The sequence below is a fragment of the Aeromonas ichthyocola genome, from assembly GCF_046087985.1.
Lineage (GTDB): Bacteria > Pseudomonadota > Gammaproteobacteria > Enterobacterales > Aeromonadaceae > Aeromonas > Aeromonas rivipollensis.
Genome location: NZ_JBJSWH010000001.1, coordinates 459,900 through 476,262, shown reverse-complemented (window position 1 = coordinate 476,262; position 16,363 = coordinate 459,900). Strand labels below are relative to the sequence as shown.

Annotated in this window: 12 protein-coding genes and 2 pseudogenes; 5 read left to right on the top strand and 9 right to left on the bottom strand. The window is 60.4% G+C overall.

The features are described from left to right. Positions 1-37: 37 nt before the first annotated feature. Positions 38-1,767, bottom strand: a pseudogene (locus ACF2JD_RS02145) (lysophospholipid acyltransferase family protein). Positions 1,768-1,966: 199 nt separating this feature from the next. After that, on the bottom strand, positions 1,967-3,190 hold the full coding sequence (gene pepT, locus ACF2JD_RS02140) for a peptidase T (RefSeq protein ID WP_440986666.1): 1,224 nt from the start codon (positions 3,188-3,190) through the stop codon (positions 1,967-1,969). On the opposite strand from pepT, the gene ACF2JD_RS02135 reads away from it, so the two are divergent. Further along, positions 3,146-3,601, top strand: a complete 456-nt coding sequence (locus tag ACF2JD_RS02135) for a hypothetical protein (protein WP_440986665.1) — start codon at positions 3,146-3,148, stop codon at positions 3,599-3,601. The two genes, pepT and ACF2JD_RS02135, sit on opposite strands and share 45 nt — an antisense overlap. Positions 3,602-4,249: 648 nt before the next feature. Beyond that, positions 4,250-6,151 carry a biosynthetic arginine decarboxylase gene (speA, locus tag ACF2JD_RS02130; protein ID WP_111912556.1) on the top strand — a complete coding sequence of 634 codons (1,902 nt, stop codon included), beginning with the start codon at positions 4,250-4,252 and terminating at the stop codon, positions 6,149-6,151. A 127-nt stretch (positions 6,152-6,278) separates the two neighbouring features. Here the strand turns inward: speA and ACF2JD_RS02125 are convergent, their stop codons facing one another. The 5 genes from ACF2JD_RS02125 to ACF2JD_RS02105 all read right to left on the bottom strand — a co-directional run bounded on the left by ACF2JD_RS02125 (position 6,279) and on the right by ACF2JD_RS02105 (position 11,590). After that, positions 6,279-7,388 carry an LPS O-antigen chain length determinant protein WzzB gene (locus ACF2JD_RS02125; RefSeq protein ID WP_440986664.1) on the bottom strand — a complete coding sequence of 370 codons (1,110 nt, stop codon included), beginning with the start codon at positions 7,386-7,388 and terminating at the stop codon, positions 6,279-6,281. Between the two features lie 124 nt (positions 7,389-7,512). Continuing rightward, positions 7,513-7,746, bottom strand: a complete 234-nt coding sequence (locus tag ACF2JD_RS02120; RefSeq protein WP_440986663.1) for a hypothetical protein — start codon at positions 7,744-7,746, stop codon at positions 7,513-7,515. Between the two features lie 269 nt (positions 7,747-8,015). Then, on the bottom strand, positions 8,016-8,303 hold the full coding sequence (locus ACF2JD_RS02115; RefSeq protein WP_440986662.1) for a hypothetical protein: 288 nt from the start codon (positions 8,301-8,303) through the stop codon (positions 8,016-8,018). A 229-nt stretch (positions 8,304-8,532) separates the two neighbouring features. Further along, entirely contained in the window at positions 8,533-10,641 is a 2,109-nt protein-coding gene (locus ACF2JD_RS02110; RefSeq protein ID WP_440986661.1) for an EAL domain-containing protein, read from the bottom strand. Positions 10,642-10,912: 271 nt separating this feature from the next. Beyond that, positions 10,913-11,590, bottom strand: coding sequence for an HNH endonuclease (locus tag ACF2JD_RS02105; RefSeq protein WP_440986660.1), 678 nt, complete (start codon positions 11,588-11,590; stop codon positions 10,913-10,915). Positions 11,591-11,857: 267 nt separating this feature from the next. Between ACF2JD_RS02105 and ACF2JD_RS02100 the strand changes: the two genes are divergently transcribed. After that, complete coding sequence (locus ACF2JD_RS02100; protein WP_440986875.1) at positions 11,858-12,325, top strand: hypothetical protein; 468 nt, start codon at positions 11,858-11,860, stop codon at positions 12,323-12,325. Between the two features lie 114 nt (positions 12,326-12,439). Further along, positions 12,440-12,808, top strand: a complete 369-nt coding sequence (locus ACF2JD_RS02095) for a VOC family protein (protein ID WP_440986659.1) — start codon at positions 12,440-12,442, stop codon at positions 12,806-12,808. A 13-nt stretch (positions 12,809-12,821) separates the two neighbouring features. Here ACF2JD_RS02095 and ACF2JD_RS02090 read toward each other — a convergent pair whose 3' ends face one another. Together ACF2JD_RS02090 and gdhA are read right to left on the bottom strand one after the other, a co-directional pair. Next, on the bottom strand, positions 12,822-13,037 hold the full coding sequence (locus tag ACF2JD_RS02090) for a DUF3955 domain-containing protein (RefSeq protein WP_139746071.1): 216 nt from the start codon (positions 13,035-13,037) through the stop codon (positions 12,822-12,824). A 185-nt stretch (positions 13,038-13,222) separates the two neighbouring features. Continuing rightward, complete coding sequence (gene gdhA / locus ACF2JD_RS02085) at positions 13,223-14,581, bottom strand: NADP-specific glutamate dehydrogenase (RefSeq protein ID WP_440986658.1); 1,359 nt, start codon at positions 14,579-14,581, stop codon at positions 13,223-13,225. A 637-nt stretch (positions 14,582-15,218) separates the two neighbouring features. Between gdhA and rluF the strand changes: the two are divergent. Then, positions 15,219-16,243: pseudogene (gene rluF, locus ACF2JD_RS02080) on the top strand (23S rRNA pseudouridine(2604) synthase RluF). The last annotated feature ends 120 nt before the right edge of the window (positions 16,244-16,363 follow it).

The window sequence follows — 16,363 nt, the reverse complement described above, 5'->3', positions numbered from 1 at the left end:
GAGGCGCAGGCCTCCCTCTCTTTTTTTGTCCAGGCGGCTAAGAGGCTGCTGGCGACGGGGCGTCGGTCCCGCTCGCGGGAGAACCTATGTAGCGGGCCCGCTTGTGGGGCTTGATGCGGCTCACGTCCACCCACACCAGGCCGTCGATGCAGTGGTTGAAGTCGGGGTCTATGCCAAAGTCCATGAACTGCACGCCCCCCGGTTCGCACAGCTCGGAATACTGCTTGTAGAGGGTGGGGATAGCGCAGCCCAGGTGGTCGAGGCGGGCCTTGAGCGCCTTGAGATCGGCGCCGTAATCGGTCCCCTCGAACAGGGGCGCCGTCTCGGGGTAGGGGCGGCGCGAGGGGGCAAGGGCAAGCTCGGGGGCGAAGTGCTGGCGGTAGAAGCCCACCAGCAGATCCTTGGCCGCCGGTGGCAGGCTGCCGGAGAGGGTCACGGGCCCGAACAGATACCGATACTGGGGGTAGCGGGCCAGGTAGGCCCCTATGCCGAACCAGAGGTAGTCGAGCCCCCGCTTGCCCCAGTAGGCGGGTTGGATGAAGCTGCGGCCAAGCTCGATGGCCTGCTCCAGCCGGGGCAGCAGTCTCTCTTCAAACCCGAACAGGGTTTGGCTGTAGAGGCCGCTCAGGCCTTTGCGCGCCAGCAGCTCGGCCACGGGGGCGAAGCGGTAGGCTCCTATGATGTCGAGGCGGGCCGGATCCCAGAGGATGAGGTGGTGGTAGTCATCGTCGAAGGCGTCGAGATCCCGCCGCCTGCCCGAGCCTTCTCCCACGGCGCGAAAGGCGATCTCCCGCAGCCGCCCCAGCTCGCGCAGTATCACAGAGTGGCCCTGCTCGTGGCGACGATAGAGCAGGATGCGCTGGCCATCCGGGGTGGTGCCGAGCTGCTCGCAGCATTCGATGGCCTGTTTGAGCTGGCGGCGCTCCTCCGGCAGGGCGATGGGGGCTTCGGTCTGCCAGCCGGCCCGCCTTGCCACGGCCAATCCGGTAGAGGTGGCGGCGCACCAGCCGGCCGCGTCTTGGCGGGCAGCTCCTGAAAACTGGGGCCGGTGGAATGCGCGCTCCTATGGTGACCGGAGATGCGTCTGCCCCTGCTGGCGAAACAGCTGGCGCACCAGCAGCAGGGCGGAGGCGGGCTTGTGGAGCCAGGAGGCGAGATAGAAGGGGAGGCCGTTGCGCCCGTCCAGATGAATGGGCACCAGCGGGGTGCGGGTGCGCTGGGCCAGCTTGATAAAGCCCCCCTGCCAGGGACCGTCCTTCACCCCCCTGGGGCCGAGGCGCGACACTTCGCCGGCGGGGAAGATGATGAGGGCGCCTTCTTGGGCCAGGTGCTCCCCCATGGCCAGGATGGCGCGTCTGTCTGTCTTGCCCTCCAGGTTGTCCACCGGCAGCAGCAAAGGGCGCAGCGGCGCGAGCTGGGCCAGCAGCTGGTTGGCGACGATCTTCACATCGGGGCGGATGCGGCCGAGCAGTTGCAGCAGCGCCAGTCCATCCAGCGAGCCGATGGGGTGGTTGGCAACAAGAATGACCCGGCCGCTGGCGGGGATGTTCTCGAGTTGCGCCTCGCTGACCCGATAGTCGAAATCGAGCTGGGTCAGCGCCTGCTCGACAAAGTCGAGGCCGCGCAGGTGCGGGTAGCGGGTGGCAAAGTCGGCAAAGGCCTGCTCGTTGAGCAGCCAGCCCAGCCCCGCTTTAACAGCGGGGTGAGCAGGGGGTAGCCAAGCAGGCGGGGGAAGTGCTGGGTCAGCAGGGTATCGATAGTGAACATCTGGAGGGCTCCGGCGATCGTTGCTCCCAGCATGATGTGGCACTGTTCCCGCGACATGTCAGCGGGATGACAGTTTGATGGCAGCGGCAACCAGTAGCTCCTGAGCGACCCTCCCCTGGTTTCCCTTTCCTGATGGGTGATGGCATAGCAAGGTGGTAAACCGGCTCCCCCTTGGTGGTCATGGTAATGACAGCGCCGATTAACCGCGCCAGGCTGCGGTGAGGCGCACCAGCTCCACCAGGGTGGCGACCGCCTTCTCCATGGATTGCAGCGGGATGAACTCGTGCTTGCCGTGGAAGTTGTGGCCTCCGGTGAAGAGGTTGGGGCAGGGCAGCCCCATAAAGGAGAGGCGGGCGCCGTCGGTGCCGCCGCGAATGGGCTTGATCTTGGGGACCACGTCTGCGGCCTCCATGGCGGCCCTGGCCAGCTCGACTATGTGCATGTGCGGCGCTATCTGGCTGCGCATGTTGCGGTAGTTGTCGGTCAGGGTCAGCTCGATGCGGGCCTTCGGATACTCGGCCTGCAGGGCGGCGACCCGGCCCTTGAGCTGGGCCTTGCGGGCGGCGAAGTGGTCATCGTCGAAGTCGCGAATGAGGTAGTGCAGTGTGCTCTGCTCCACAGTGCCCTCCATCCGGGCCAGGTGGAAGAAGCCCTCATACCCTGCCGTGCACTCCGGGGTCTGCTCGGGGGGCATCTCGGCGTGGAAGCGGGCGGCCAGGGTCTGGCTGTTGATCATGCTGCCCTTGGCGGTGCCGGGGTGCACGTTGTTGCCTGTGATGCGCACAGTGGCGCTGGCGGCGTTGAAGTTTTCATACTCCAGCTCGCCCAGTTCACCGCCATCGACGGTATAGGCCCATTTGGCCGGGAATCTGTCCAAGGGGAACAGATCGGCGCCGCGGCCTATCTCCTCGTCCGGAGTGAAGCCTATCCAGAGATCCCCGCGGGGGATGTCGGGGTTGGCCTGCAGATACTGGGCGGCGGTGAGGATCTCGGCGATGCCCGCCTTGTCGTCGGCCCCAAGCAAGGTGGTGCCGTCCGTGGTGATGAGATCCTGTCCCAGGTAGTTTTTCAGGCAGCGGTACTGGCGAATGGCCAGCACCTCGTCCCCCTTGCCGAGGCAGATGTCGCCTCCCTGATAATTCTCGACTATCTGGGGCACCACCTGCGCGGCCTCGTAATCGGCGGTGTCCATGTGGGCGATGAGCCCGATGGCCGGTGCCTGTGGCTGGTTGCCCGGCAGGCAGGCGGTGAGATAGCCGTGCTCGTCCAGGGTGACCTGGGTCAGCCCCAGCTGGATCATCTCCTCGAAGAGGGCGCGGGCGAAGACGAGCTGGCCCTCGCTGCTGGGGCAGGCAGGATTGGTCGCATCGGAGCGGGTATGAAAAGTCAGGTAACGCAGAAAACGCTCAAGCAGGGTATCCATTGGCAGGCCTCAAACCACAAAAGAGGCACCATTGTGGACAAGACGGCCAGCCTGATTATTGCGTCAGCGCATTTTTTGATGAATTTCTTGGGCAGGGATCCCGAGGGGACGCTGGGGGAGGGGGCCAAACCTGAAGGTGTTTTGAATAAAAATTCCGAATTTAAAACTGGTCATGCATATGCGAAAGGGCTGAATTTCCCCCCGGCCCAGCACTGGCAAGGGGTGGGGGAAAATGGCCGGTTCCCCTGTTATTTTCAGGGCCAATCCCGAGCGGGCTCATCCCTCGCCATCCCAGAGCCAGCCTTGCTGGCAGCAAGATTTGACCCTTCGATCAAAACCCGTTTTTTAACACGATTTTTTATTGTCAGTGGCGCCGGTAAGTGTGTACACTCCGCGCCGATCCGAGGGTAACCCTGAGCAGGCAGAGGCCGCCAGACACCGACAGGATCAGACGCCTATAGGGCGAGGCACGCAGAAACGACAGACACTGCTGGGGAATGGTTTCTTTAATACCGGTTAGGCTCCGGTATCAGGGAGAACAACAGACTCTCATCACCTACTGACCGAGTGGGCCAACGGCTCATCATCTTCCCTTGTCATGGGCGGTCACTGGCGTTGAGCGGGCTGTGGTGGTTGTCGTTTATCAACACGCGTGCGTGCTGACGTCTACCCTTCTCTTCCTTGAACCTCTCTCCTTCTGTCGGGATGGCTGCCGAATGATGAACGAACGGCGTGGCTGATGCCGGTTGTCATCAAAGTACCGCGGCGCCCCATTAGAGTGGCACCGCATACCGTTGAGCTTGATGTAAAGCCACCAGCCCCACATCAAGACTCGTTACTTCCCAAGATCCACCAGGCAGCCTTGGCTTGCCGCGATGTGCAATAGAGGATCTGGCTGTGACAAGGCCCAGGGTCAGGCGACAACGCCTCCCCCGCTGGCCGTGACGCACCGGGTGCCCGCAGGCAGCCTTTGCTCGCCGCATGTTGCAATCGATGGTCTGGATGTGATTGAGGGTAACGAAGGCGGCCTTCTGGCCGCTCATTTGCGAGGCATAGCCCATGACTAACTGGTCCAGCAAGGACTCCTTGAAGGTCTACAACGTTCCCTACTGGGGTGCGGGTTTTTTCAATATCAATGACGCCGGTCATGTGACCGTCTCCCCCGACAAGTCTCGTCCCGGGGCGCATATAGTGCTGTCCGAGGCCATCGAACAGCTGCGCCAGTCCGGACTGACTACCCCGGTATTGCTGCGTTTCCCCGACATCCTCAAGAGCCGGGTCGATGCGTTGTTCAACGCCTTCGGTCAGGCCATCGAGAAGTCAGGCTATGAAGGGGACTACCTGTGCGTTTACCCGATCAAGGTAAACCAGCAGCGTCGCGTCATCGAGACCATCAGTCAGTCCTACAGCGACAAGCCGCGGCTTGGGCTGGAGGCCGGCTCCAAACCGGAGCTGCTGGCCGTGCTGTCCCATCATCATGAGCAAGGCTCCGTGATCGTCTGCAACGGTTACAAGGACCGCGAATACATCCGCCACGCCCTCTTGGGCAACCTGATGGGCCACAAGGTCTACATAGTGGTGGAGAAACCCTCCGAGCTGGAAATGGTGCTGGACGAGTCAGTTCGCCTCAACATCAAGCCCAACATAGGGGTGCGTGCCAAGCTCGCCTCCACCGGCTCCGGCATGTGGGAATCGAGCGGTGGCTCCATGTCCAAGTTCGGCCTCTCCGCCTCCCAGATCCTGGCGCTGGTGGAGCGTCTGCGCAGCCTCGGCAAGCTCGATTGCCTGCAACTGCTGCACTTCCACCTGGGCTCCCAGATAGCCAACATCCGCGACATCCAGGGCGGCATCCGTGAGTGCGGCCGCTTCTATGCCGAACTGCGTCGCCTCGGCGTGCCCATCGACGTGGTCGATGTGGGCGGCGGCCTGGGTGTGGACTATGAGGGCACCCGCTCCCAGAGCCACTGCTCCGCCAACTACAGCCTGTCCGAGTACGCCAACAACGTGGTGTGGGGCATAGGCGATGTGTGCCGCGAGTTCGACCTGCCGCACCCGACCATCATCAGCGAGTCCGGCCGTGCCCTGACCGCCCACCACGCCGTGCTGGTCACCAACCTGATTGGTGCCGAAGGGGTGGAGGTGAACGACATCCACGCGCCGGATGAAGACGCCCCGACCATCTTGCAGAACATGTGGAAAGGCTGGCTGGACCTGCGCAGTGAAGATCCCTCCCTGCTGGAGATCTTCCACGACTCCGTGGCCGACCTTGGGGATGTGAACGCCCAGTTCACCATGGGTCTCTTGAACCTGGAGCAGCGCGCCTGGGCCGAGATGCTGCACCAGAACACCTGCCTGGCGCTCAAGGAGCTGCTCAACCCGGTCAACCGCAACCACCGCGCCCTGGCCGACGAGCTCTCCGAGAAGCTGGCAGACAAGTGCTTCGCGAACTTCTCCCTGTTCCAGTCCCTGCCGGATGCCTGGGGCATAGGTCAGGTGTTCCCCGTGATGCCGCTCACCGGCCTCGAGCGCCCGCTCACCCGCCGCGGCATCCTGATGGACATCACCTGTGACTCCGACGGTCAGGTAGAGCACTACGTCGACGGTCTGGGTGTCGAGAGCACACTGCCGATGCCGGAGTACGGCGAGAACGAAGAGTGCCACGTCGGCTTCTTCCTGGTGGGTGCCTACCAGGAGATCCTGGGGGATCTGCACAACCTGTTCGGTGATACCCACTGCGCGGAAGTGTGGCTGGACGAGGAAGGCAAGATGGACATTCGCAACGTGGTGCGCGGCGACACCGTCGACCAGCTGCTGCGTTACGTCAACATCGACCCGTCAGTTATCCGCGAGAACTACCAGCGGATCGTCTCCCACCCGGCGCTGGACGACGCGACCCGCAAGGCCCTGCTCGACGAGCTGGAGCTGGGTCTGCAAGGCTACGCCTACCTGGAAGACGAATAAGCCACAGGCTGGTTCGCCCCGTCGGTAAAAAGACGGGAATGAAAAACGGCGCCTTCGGGCGCCGTTTTTGTTGTCATCTGAACAGGGGGCAGAAACGCAGGAGGGGTCTGCTCGGCTATGGATAACCTCAGCCAGCGTTGACCAACCGTGGATGGCGGAAATCATGATCGGCTTCAGCTTTATTCCTGCCTTGCAACATCGCATGTTGAAGCAGTACCAGTGCAACCCCCAGTATGCCTCCCAGTATGGTCGCCAGGACGACGATGAGTGGGCGCTTGGGTTTGTCCCGACTCAGTGGCTGACTCGGCGTGTCCAGATAGGAGAATGGGCTGAGTTGCAGCTCGCCAAGGTTGATGCCCTTCAAGCGAGCGAGTTGTACGTTCAACTCCATTATCTCAGGCATGTACTCCTCGATCTTCAGGGACTTGAGGATGCTCAACTTTCTTGCCAATGCATCTTCACCCAGGGTGATCGGGAAGCGATCGCCATAGTTGAAGTTCTCCAATGGTTTGTTCACCCCGGCTGCTTTGGCAATGCTCATGCTGTATTCGATGCCTTCAATCTCTCTCGTCAGCTTGCGCTGTGCATCCTCGGTCTTCAGCCTTATCTTCAAATTGAGCGTGCTGACCTGACTATTTCGATTGTTCTCCAATATTTCGAGCAGTTCCTGACTCTGCAACTGGACAATATAATCGATATAGCCCGTCAGCATGGATAGAGCATCTTCCTTCTTAAAGAAGGAGAAAGAGAGACGGATGCCAGGCTGTTCACCCTTCTTGTCTTCGGGAGCGATCTCCATCCACTCTGACCAAGTTCTCAGCAGACGCTGCTGCTCCAGTTCACCAAGATTATTATTGGCCACATGCTCTTTGAACTGGTCTGTGGTCTGCAGATAATTGCTGATGTTGTTGTAAGATTTGAATTCCAGTAAAAAATCGTTGTAAATAGACTTGTTATTCTTCGTCCCCCCCAGTCCTTGTATGTTGAGGACTGTTCTTAGCCGATCGAGCGTCAGCGTATCCCGTTGTTTGGGCTGATAAATGGTGGCACTAGCGGTCCACTGCTCCGGTGCGACCATGGCATACAAGATGCCTATGCTACCAAAGATAAGGGTGGAGAGCAGGATACGGAACTTTTTTTTCCACAGTAGTGTGAACAATTCATAGAGATCTATCTCATCATCGGAACGTCGTTCACTAGCTCCGTAATTTATTTTTTTGTTAATTATGTCATCCATAGCACTATCGGTCAAAAATTGTCACAGATGCCTTTTATAGCGCATTTGAGACCTATGTTCATCTATTTGTTGACTGAACAGGTGGAGGGGCGGGTATTTCCGACTCTTGTGCGGCGAATGATATTTATATCACCACTTTTTCTTTTTTGTTGTGTTTTTGTTTTGTTTTGTTTTGTTTTGTTTTGTTTTGTTTTGTTTTGTTTTGTTTTGTTTTGTTTTGTTTTGTCTTTGTTGTGTTTTTTTTGCTAGTGCAGTTAAATTGTGTTTCTTGTTTTTTCTGGGCGTGCGCCCTGAATAGTTCTTGTATGGGGGAGATAAACAGGAATAGCGCTGATATAAACCGTATCAAAAACGCCATGGTGTTGACTGCTGTTAGATGGGATATAGGTTATCGTTCATAGAGTGCTGATATTTTTGAAAGGGGTTATGTGGACCCACATTTTTAGCCAGTTTTTAGGTTGAAATCCAAGTAAGCCTTGTCAGATAGTCGATATAAAAGATGTTTTTCATCCGATATCAGAGTGCTTTCTCGGGGCGACTAAAGTGAATGACGGATTCAGCGAACCCTCGCTCTTGGATTAAGGAACCCCTTCTCCTGAGTGCCCGTTGGTCATATTTTTACCGTTATCAACCCGGCTTTCGACCCAACAACCGCTTTCCCATCTCCATCAGGGCACTCGCTGCGGTATAGCGGCTGTCTGACTTGCCCACCTCGTCTGCCACATAGAGAAAGTCTGATCTGTGCTTCTCCACCACCTCCTGCGGGCTGGCGGCATAGATAAAACCCTCCTGCACCTCGAATCCCTGCGCCAGCGGCGCCGCTTTCTCGGTCAGAAAGCTGGGGGAGGCCATGTCGATAAAGGTGTACTGCTGCCGGTTGGATGCTGGAATGCTGAAAAACGGGTATCTGGCCATCTGTGCTCCGCGCCTGCACGGCGTTGCCTTGATGTGATTGCCACTCGTCGAACGGCCTCCCTGTTTGCCGCCTGTGCAGGGGACGGAAAGCAATATTCGACTCTTTGTTGGGGCGGCTTATCCCGACTCAGCGAGAGGCGCAATTGGAAAGCGTACGAGGCAGGGGAGCAGGCCGAGCGCGGCAAGGCGTTGCCCTGTGCCCGGGCGGTTCTGCCTCTGCGAGGCAGGATCAGGCTGGCTCGGCGAGCACGCCGTCCGGGTGCCGTTCGCCGCAGTGGGCCAGCAGCTGCTCCCCCGGTATGGGGCGCCCCAGCAGATAGCCCTGCAGGGTGTCGCAGCCGAGCTGAGTCAGCAGGGTGCGCTGCTCCGGGGTCTCCACCCCTTCGGCCACTATGCGCATCCCCAGGGCCTGGCCCAGGGCTATGATGGCGCCGATGATGGTGGCATCGTCACCCTCGTGCGCCAGGGTGGCGACGAAGCCCTTGTCTATCTTGAGCTCGTTGGCGGGGAAGCGCTTGAGGTAGAGCAGGCTGGAGTAGCCAGTGCCGAAGTCATCGATGGAGATACCAAGCCCAAGCTTTGCCAGGCGATTGAGGATGGCCAGGCTCTCCTCGGCGTTCTCCATGGCGGTGGATTCGGTGATCTCCAGGGTGAGGTGGCGGGCCTCGAGCCGGTGGCGGGCGAGGGCGGCCTCCACCACCTCCAGCAAGCCGGGGCTGGCCAGCTGTATGGTGGAGAGGTTCACCGCCACGCTCCAGTCGTGATGACCCGCCTCCCGCCAGCGGCTCATCTGACGGCAGGCCTCATCCAGTACCCAGTTGCCGATGGGGATGATGAGCCGGGTCTTCTCCGCCAGGGGCAGGAAGCTCGCCGGGGAGATGGCGCCATGGTGCGGGTGCTGCCAGCGCAGCAGCGCCTCGGCGCCGACCACCTCGCCGCTGTGGGCGCCGTACTTGGGCTGATAGTGCAGGGCCAGCTCCCCCCGCTCCAGGGCATGGCGCAGCTCCTTTTGCAGCAAGAACTGCTGGTGGGCGTTGGCATTCATGGCGCTGTCGAAGTAGTAGTAGTCGTTGCGCCCCCGCTGCTTGGCGTAGTACATGGCGGCATCGGCGTTGAGGGTCAGCTCGTGCAGGCTGGTGCCATCCTGGGGGTAGACGGCGATGCCGATGCTGGCGGTGATGTGCAGGCTGTGATGCTCCCAGGGATAGGGCTGGGCCAGGGTGGCCAGCAGCCGCTCGGCGAAGGCCGTGGTCTGGGTGATGTCCCCCGGCGCCAGGGCCAGCACGAACTCGTCGCCGCCAAAGCGCGAGGCGGTGTCGCTGGCGCCGAGCAGCCCGGTGATCCTTGTCGCCACCTCGGCCAGCAGCAGATCCCCGGTGTGGTGACCGTGGGCATCGTTGATGATCTTGAAGCCGTCGAGATCGAGAAACAGCAGGGAGAAGCTGCGCTGATTGTGCTGGCACTCCTGGATGCGCTGCTCCAGTCGGTCGGCAAACAGCAGCCGGTTCGGCAGCCGGGTCAGGCTGTCATGGAGCGCCAGCTTGAGCAACTCGTCGTGGGCCAGGTGCAAGGAGGTCGAGAGGCGGGCGGCGTGGGCATCCAGCAGGGAGAGGACCAGGGCGATGGCGAACACCGCCAGGGTCACTATGATGATGACGGTCGCGAGCCACTGGGTATTGAGTCCTGTGTAGAGGGCGCCGCACAGGCTGCCTTCCGGGAACTGGGCCGCCGCCATGCCGGTGTAGTGCATGCCGATGATGGCGGCCCCCATGACCAGGGAGGCGAGGGCCTTGCGAAAGAAGGCGCGCGGTGTGCTGTTTCGCAGGCGAAACGCAATCCAGAGCGCGGCGCCGGAGGCGAGCATGGCAATCAGGATGGAGAGGACGAAGAGCCCGCTGTGGTAGTGAATACCAGGCTCTATCTTCATGGCCGCCATGCCGATGTAGTGCATGGCGGCGATGCCGGCCCCCATCAGCAGGGCGCCCCCCGCGATCTGGCGCCAGGGTAGCTCGGGGCGGCTCACCAGCCAGAGCGCGAAGGCCGAGGAGCCGATGGCCGCCACCAGGGAGAGGCCGGTCAGGGTCAGATCGTAGCCCAGCGCTATGGGCAGGTTGAAGGCGAGCATGCCGATGAAGTGCATGGACCAGATGCCAAGCCCCATGGCGAAGGCGCCCCCCGCGAGCCAGAGGGCGGCGGCCCGTCCCCGGCTCTGGCTTACCCGGCTCGTCATATTCAGCGCCGTGTAAGAGGCGAGCACCGCCACCAGGATGGAGAAAAACACCAGATCCTGGCTGTAATAACTGTCGAGCATGGGGTGGGTCGCGGTCACTTGATTCACTCTGGGATGGATAACGGCCTGAGCCATGGCCGGGCTGGGAAATCGGGTGGCAGATTGTACACCAGAGGTGCCCCATACCGGCCAGCTATACGCACCAAAATGGGCCCAGGATCAGAGTAAAAACACTGAATTTACCCCTTGATGGCAATGCCCTCCCGCCCCTTGTCCCAGGGTGGGTTCCAAATTTTCCCGCTTGAAAATGAGGGGTATAGACAGGAGGGGATCACTGCCACAGCCCCGTATACCTTGGGGAGTAAGCTGTCAGGTACCTTTACTCTCTGATGAGTCTTGGGAGCTTTTGGTAAAGTGCGTCTCGGTGCGCCTCTTTGTTGGCACCATAGTGCAGCTCGCGGTGGCAGTTGGGACAGAGGGCGACAGTGTTGCCGACGGTATCCGAGCCACCTTCTGCCAAGGTGCGCAGGTGATGAACCTCGAGAAAGGGTTCCCCGGTCGCCGTGATAAAGGGAGCTTGCTCATCACAACACTCACATTTAGCGGCTGCGGTCACTAGTACCCAGGCTTTGACCTGCGGATCCCTCACATAACTCATAGTGCTGGCATAGCGCTGGGCTGGCTCCTGCGTCCCAAGAGGAAGAGGGAGCACGGGCTTTGTCTTATATTGGATGACCTGATGCTCGAACTCGGCCTGCCCGGTATAAGGTTGGCCATCAAGCTCGCAGATCAGGCGCTCTATGATAGGCGCATGCTGTGGGCCAACATGTTTGGCGGGTTTTAATCCAGAGACCCAAGCCCTGCCCATCAAGACGCAGACGTAAGAGATATTTTGCATCCGATATTCAAATGATTTCTCGGACCGTGCGAAGCGTGTCGCCAGCTCAGTGTAATAGTGCTTTTTGACAAAGGGGATGCCATCCAACGCCTTGCTGTGCATATCCAGATAGGCGGCCACCGTTGCCCTTAACTCTTCTTCCGTCCATGTCTTGCGCAAAGCCGACTCCTAGCGTCCGATACCCCCCTCCTATGCTGCTTCAGGCATAAGGATGGTTTCATCCGAGTTGCATTTGATGGTGCGCATCTTAATCCAATCGACACCATTCTTCAGCCGAAAAGTCGAAAAACATGTGTCTTATCAATGGATTTATGTAGATAAATCAGTAGGCTGGTTTTTACACCGCCTGATGGGGGTCATCGGAGCCCAATAATGGGGTGTGGGTGTTGATTGAGTTCCACCAAAGCCAACCACAGGGAGGTGGTGATGGATCCGGTTTCTTACCTTTTTTCGACTTATCTCAATTTGGTGCAGCAGCAGGTGACGGATATCTATGGCACCGAGGTCAAGGCGCTGGTGGTGCAGTATGAGGGGGAGCAAGTCCCCTTCTCTTATCAGCTCTGGCAGATCAAACAGAACAGCGTCTGCCGTCCCTATGAGCAGGATGTGCGGCGCTTTAGTCAGTGTACGGTCAAGGCAAGGGCGCTGTTTGGCAAGCTGTGCGATGAGTTATCGCGCCAGGATGACAGTGGCTGGCAGCTCCCTAAGTACCGCACCATGTACTGCTCGGTCGCCATCGGCTATCGCCCCATGATTGCTGAGATCGCCGATGCCAAGCAGAGCCCGGCGAAGCTCGCGGAGCGGGCCTGCAATCAGGCCATTCTGGCGGCCATGGAGAGCGAGGACGAAGCCCTGCTTGCCCAGCGCGACAAGGCCTGTTCCGCCGTGCGATAAGGCATATTCCCCTGATAAAAGAAATGCTTAGGGATAATGGATGTGCGCCAAGGCACAGTCTTTGCCAAGGGGGCTGGCTATGATGGGGGGCGATCACCATCACAGGGAGTAAGCATGATAAGCCATATCGACCATCTGGTATTGACGGTCAGCGACATAGAGCGGGCGGTGGCCTTTTACAGCCGCGCCTTCAAGATGGAGCCCATCACCTTCGGGGCCGGGCGCCAGGCCCTGCGCTTTGGCAACCAGAAGATCAATCTGCAACTGCTGGGGGAGGAGCCGCGCAACCGGGCTCAGGTGGGATCGGGGGATCTCTGCCTCATCACTCGCTGGCCCCTGGATCAGGTGATGGCCCAGCTCGAGAGCCAGGGGGTCGAGATAGTGGAGGGGCCCGTGACGAAGAGCGGCGCCTGCGGCCCCATCGAATCTGTCTATTGCCTGGATCCGGATCAGAACCTCGTCGAGATAAGCCGCTATCGCTGAGTCCCCTGACGCATCAGGGCCGGTTTTCTTCCCCTTTGGCGAGGGCCCTGCGCAGTAGCGGGAGCAAGCTGAGCACCATGCCGGTGAAGAGCAGCAGATAGCCCAGGGGCAGCAGGGCAAAGGGCTCGTGCAAGAATCCCTGTGCATCCACTGTGGTGCCAAGCAGGTTGAAGGCCACAAAGCAGCCGAGCCCGGCCAGGATCAGCAGGGCGCCTATGGTCGTTGTCATCTCGTTCTCCTCGTTCGCGTCTGGAAGAGGGGTGAGGGTGTCATGGCTGGGTGAAGCGAGCGTGAAGTGACGCCGGGCACACTACCTGCGATCGCCCAGATTAAAGCAACAGCTATGCAGATAAGACAACAGGGCAGCCATGGGCTGCCCTGTTGCTTTGGGGGATGTCACGGGGAATGGCGTGACTAGCAGACCCCTTGCGCCAGCATGGCGTCGGCCACCTTGACGAAGCCGGCGATATTGGCGCCGCTTTCGTAGTTCACATGGTCGTCATCCTGGCCCTGATCCACCTGGCCGTAGCGTACACAGGTGGCGTGGATGCTGGTCATGATCCCCTTGAGGCGGGCATCCACCTCTTCCCGGGTCCAGGAGAGGCGTTGGGCATTCTGGCTCATCTCCAGGCCCGAGGTGGCGACCCCACCGGCGTTGGCCGCCTTGCCCGGGGCAAACAGCACCCGCGCCTCGTGGAATACCTTGATGGCGGCGGCGCTGGAGGGCATGTTGGCCCCCTCGGCCACCAGCTGCACCCCCTGCTTCACCAGCAGCCTGGCGTCCTCTTCCCCCAGCTCGTTCTGGGTGGCGCAGGGCAGGGCGACGTCGGCTTGCAGGTGCCAGGGAGTGCGACCGGTGAAGAACTCCAGCCCCAGCTCATGGGCGTAATCCGCCACCCGCTTGCGCTGCTCGTTTTTAAGTTCCATCAAGCGGGCCAGCTTCTCTGGAGTGAACCCGTCCGGATCGTAGACGGTGCCGCCGGAGTCGGAGGCGCTGATGACACAGGCGCCCAGCGCCATCGCCTTCTCGATGGCGTATTGGGCGACGTTGCCCGAGCCCGACACCGAGACCCGCAAGCCATCGAGGGACTGGCCACGGTGGGCCAGCATGGCCTCTACGAAGTAGAGCAGGCCGTAACCTGTGGCTTCCGGGCGGATCAGGCTGCCGCCAAAGGAGAGCCCCTTGCCGGTGAAGACGCACTCGGCGCTGTTGGTGAGCTTCTTCATCATGCCCGCCATGTAGCTCACCTCGCGCCCGCCCACCCCGATGTCACCGGCCGGCACGTCGGTGTTGGCACCCAGGTGGCGATAGAGCTCCAGCATCAGCGCCTGGCAGAAGCGCATCACTTCCCCCTCGCTCTTGCCCTTGGGATCAAAATCGCTGCCCCCCTTGCCGCCCCCCATGGGCAAGGTGGTGAGGGCGTTCTTGAAGGTCTGCTCGAAGGCGAGGAACTTGAGCACCGAGAGATCCACCGAGGGGTGGAAGCGCATGCCCCCCTTGAAGGGACCTATGGCGCTGTTGTGCTGGATGCGGTAGCCGCGGTTCACCCGCACCTGGCCCTGGTCATCCACCCAGCTCACCCGAAACTGGATGAGGCGCTCGGGCTCCACCAGCCGCTCCAGCAGGCCGTGTTGCAGGTAGCGGGGGTGACGTTCCACATAGGGCCAGATGGAGGCGACCACCTCGCTCACGGCCTGGATGAACTCCGGTTGGTGGGGGTTGCGGCTGGCCACCTGGGCCAGGAATGCCTCCTGAGAGAGGGAATGACTCATCTGTAACTCCTGTAATAAAGGGAAATTGGCCTCTTGCCAGAGAAGGGTCGGCGCCGCACCCCGCTTTATATTCGACGTTGAAAGTGAATACGGATAAAAATTTGTTTCGTGGCGGAAATTGCCGACAATGATGGCGATGACGCCGCTAAATAGCCGACACTAGGGTGATAATTCGCGCTGACGAAAATCTTTTTATGCATTTTTGGTCAATAAATAGCAAGTTTTAGTTCATCCCTCTCTATGGGTATCCTTCGGCGCTCTCTGCGGCCCTGGGCCTGTCGCTTCAGGCGAGGCTGGGCAGGGGAGAGGAGGGGGGGAGCATGGGCAAGATGAAGGGGCGAAAGGGCAAGGGGAAGCTGACCTGCGAGGCGGCATCCGCCGGGCGGCGGTTCTCTTCGGGGCGGATTGCAGGATCCGGCGCACGGGGCGGGGCAAGGGATGGCGCAATATGCTACTGTAGCGGCGTTTTTTTGATGGGTTTATTGATGAAAGGGCAGTCTTGCCCTTTTGAAGAGACTTTTTGCAGGTGCTTTTGTAGATTCTTTTTGTAGATGGAACCGTATGCAGACTAACCCGACCATGACCCGGCTGACTCAGCCGACACTTCTTCTGAACTCCACGATCTGGCAGGTGACCCATGCTGGCCGATGAATCCATGCGCCTGAACAAATACATCAGCGAGAGCGGCATCTGCTCCCGTCGCGAGGCCGACCGCTTCATCGAGCAGGGCCATGTCTACATCAACGGCAAGCGGGCCGGGATCGGCGATCAGGTGTTTGCCGGGGATCTGGTCAAGGTCAACGGTCAGGTGATAGAGGCGCGCGAAGCCGACAGCCTGGTCTTCATCGTGCTGAACAAGCCGGTGGGCATAGTCTCCACCACAGAGGCGGGAGAGAAGGACAACATAGTCGACTTCGTCAACCACAGCACCCGCATCTTCCCCATAGGGCGCCTCGACAAGGATTCCCAGGGGCTCATCTTCCTCACCAACCACGGGGATCTGGTGAACAAGATACTGCGGGCGGGCAACGATCACGAGAAAGAGTACCTGGTGACCGTCGACAAGCCGGTGACCGATGAGTTTATCCGGGGCATGGGGGCCGGGGTGCCCATCCTCGGCGCCGTCACCAAGAAGTGCAAGGTGAAGAGAGAGGCCCCCTTCGTGTTCCGCATCACCCTGGTGCAGGGGCTGAACCGCCAGATCCGCCGCATGTGCGAGCACTTCGGCTTCGAGGTGACCAAGCTCGAGCGCATCCGCATCATGAACGTCAGCCTCAAGGGGCTGCCGGTGGGGGAGTGGCGCGATCTCACCGACGACGAGCTGATCGAGCTGTTCAAGCTCATTGAAGACTCCTCCTCCGAGGCAAAACCGGCCAAGGGGGAGAAACCCAAGACCCCGGCGGCGCAAACCGCCAAACCGGCCCAGGGCAAGAAGCCGCGCCGGGACGACGATCACGAGATTGGCGGGCGCCCCAATGTGCCGGGCCCGGATGCCTTCGAGAAGAAGAGCCGGTAGGCAAGGTCGGCGCGAGTAAAGGGGCTGCCAACAAAGGCGGTGCCGGCAAAGCGGCTGCAGGTAAAGGTGCCCCCAACAAGGGTGGCAAACCGGCCGCTGGCAAGCCGCGTACCGCTAACACAGGACGGCAGAAGAAGGGGCGCTGAGTTGCGACCCTGAGTGGCTTCAGCCTCACCTTGTTATCCCCACAACACGGTTCTCCCCAACACACCGGCCTCAGGCCGGTGTGTTGCTTTGGGCCGCAGCCTTGTTTAGTGGCAGGTTGG

Excerpts from the sequence above, each read along its gene's own strand:
- ACF2JD_RS02135 (WP_440986665.1), top strand. The coding sequence starts at position 3,146 with ATGAAAAGTCAGGTAACGCAGAAAACGCTCAAGCAGGGTATCCATTGG.
- pepT (WP_440986666.1), bottom strand. The coding sequence starts at position 3,190 with ATGGATACCCTGCTTGAGCGTTTTCTGCGTTACCTGACTTTTCATACC.
- speA (WP_111912556.1), top strand. The coding sequence starts at position 4,250 with ATGACTAACTGGTCCAGCAAGGACTCCTTGAAGGTCTACAACGTTCCC.
- ACF2JD_RS02125 (WP_440986664.1), bottom strand. The coding sequence starts at position 7,388 with ATGGATGACATAATTAACAAAAAAATAAATTACGGAGCTAGTGAACGA.
- ACF2JD_RS02120 (WP_440986663.1), bottom strand. The coding sequence starts at position 7,746 with ATGGCGTTTTTGATACGGTTTATATCAGCGCTATTCCTGTTTATCTCC.
- ACF2JD_RS02115 (WP_440986662.1), bottom strand. The coding sequence starts at position 8,303 with ATGGCCAGATACCCGTTTTTCAGCATTCCAGCATCCAACCGGCAGCAG.
- ACF2JD_RS02100 (WP_440986875.1), top strand. The coding sequence starts at position 11,858 with ATGGATCCGGTTTCTTACCTTTTTTCGACTTATCTCAATTTGGTGCAG.
- ACF2JD_RS02095 (WP_440986659.1), top strand. The coding sequence starts at position 12,440 with ATGATAAGCCATATCGACCATCTGGTATTGACGGTCAGCGACATAGAG.
- ACF2JD_RS02090 (WP_139746071.1), bottom strand. The coding sequence starts at position 13,037 with ATGACAACGACCATAGGCGCCCTGCTGATCCTGGCCGGGCTCGGCTGC.
- gdhA (WP_440986658.1), bottom strand. The coding sequence starts at position 14,581 with ATGAGTCATTCCCTCTCTCAGGAGGCATTCCTGGCCCAGGTGGCCAGC.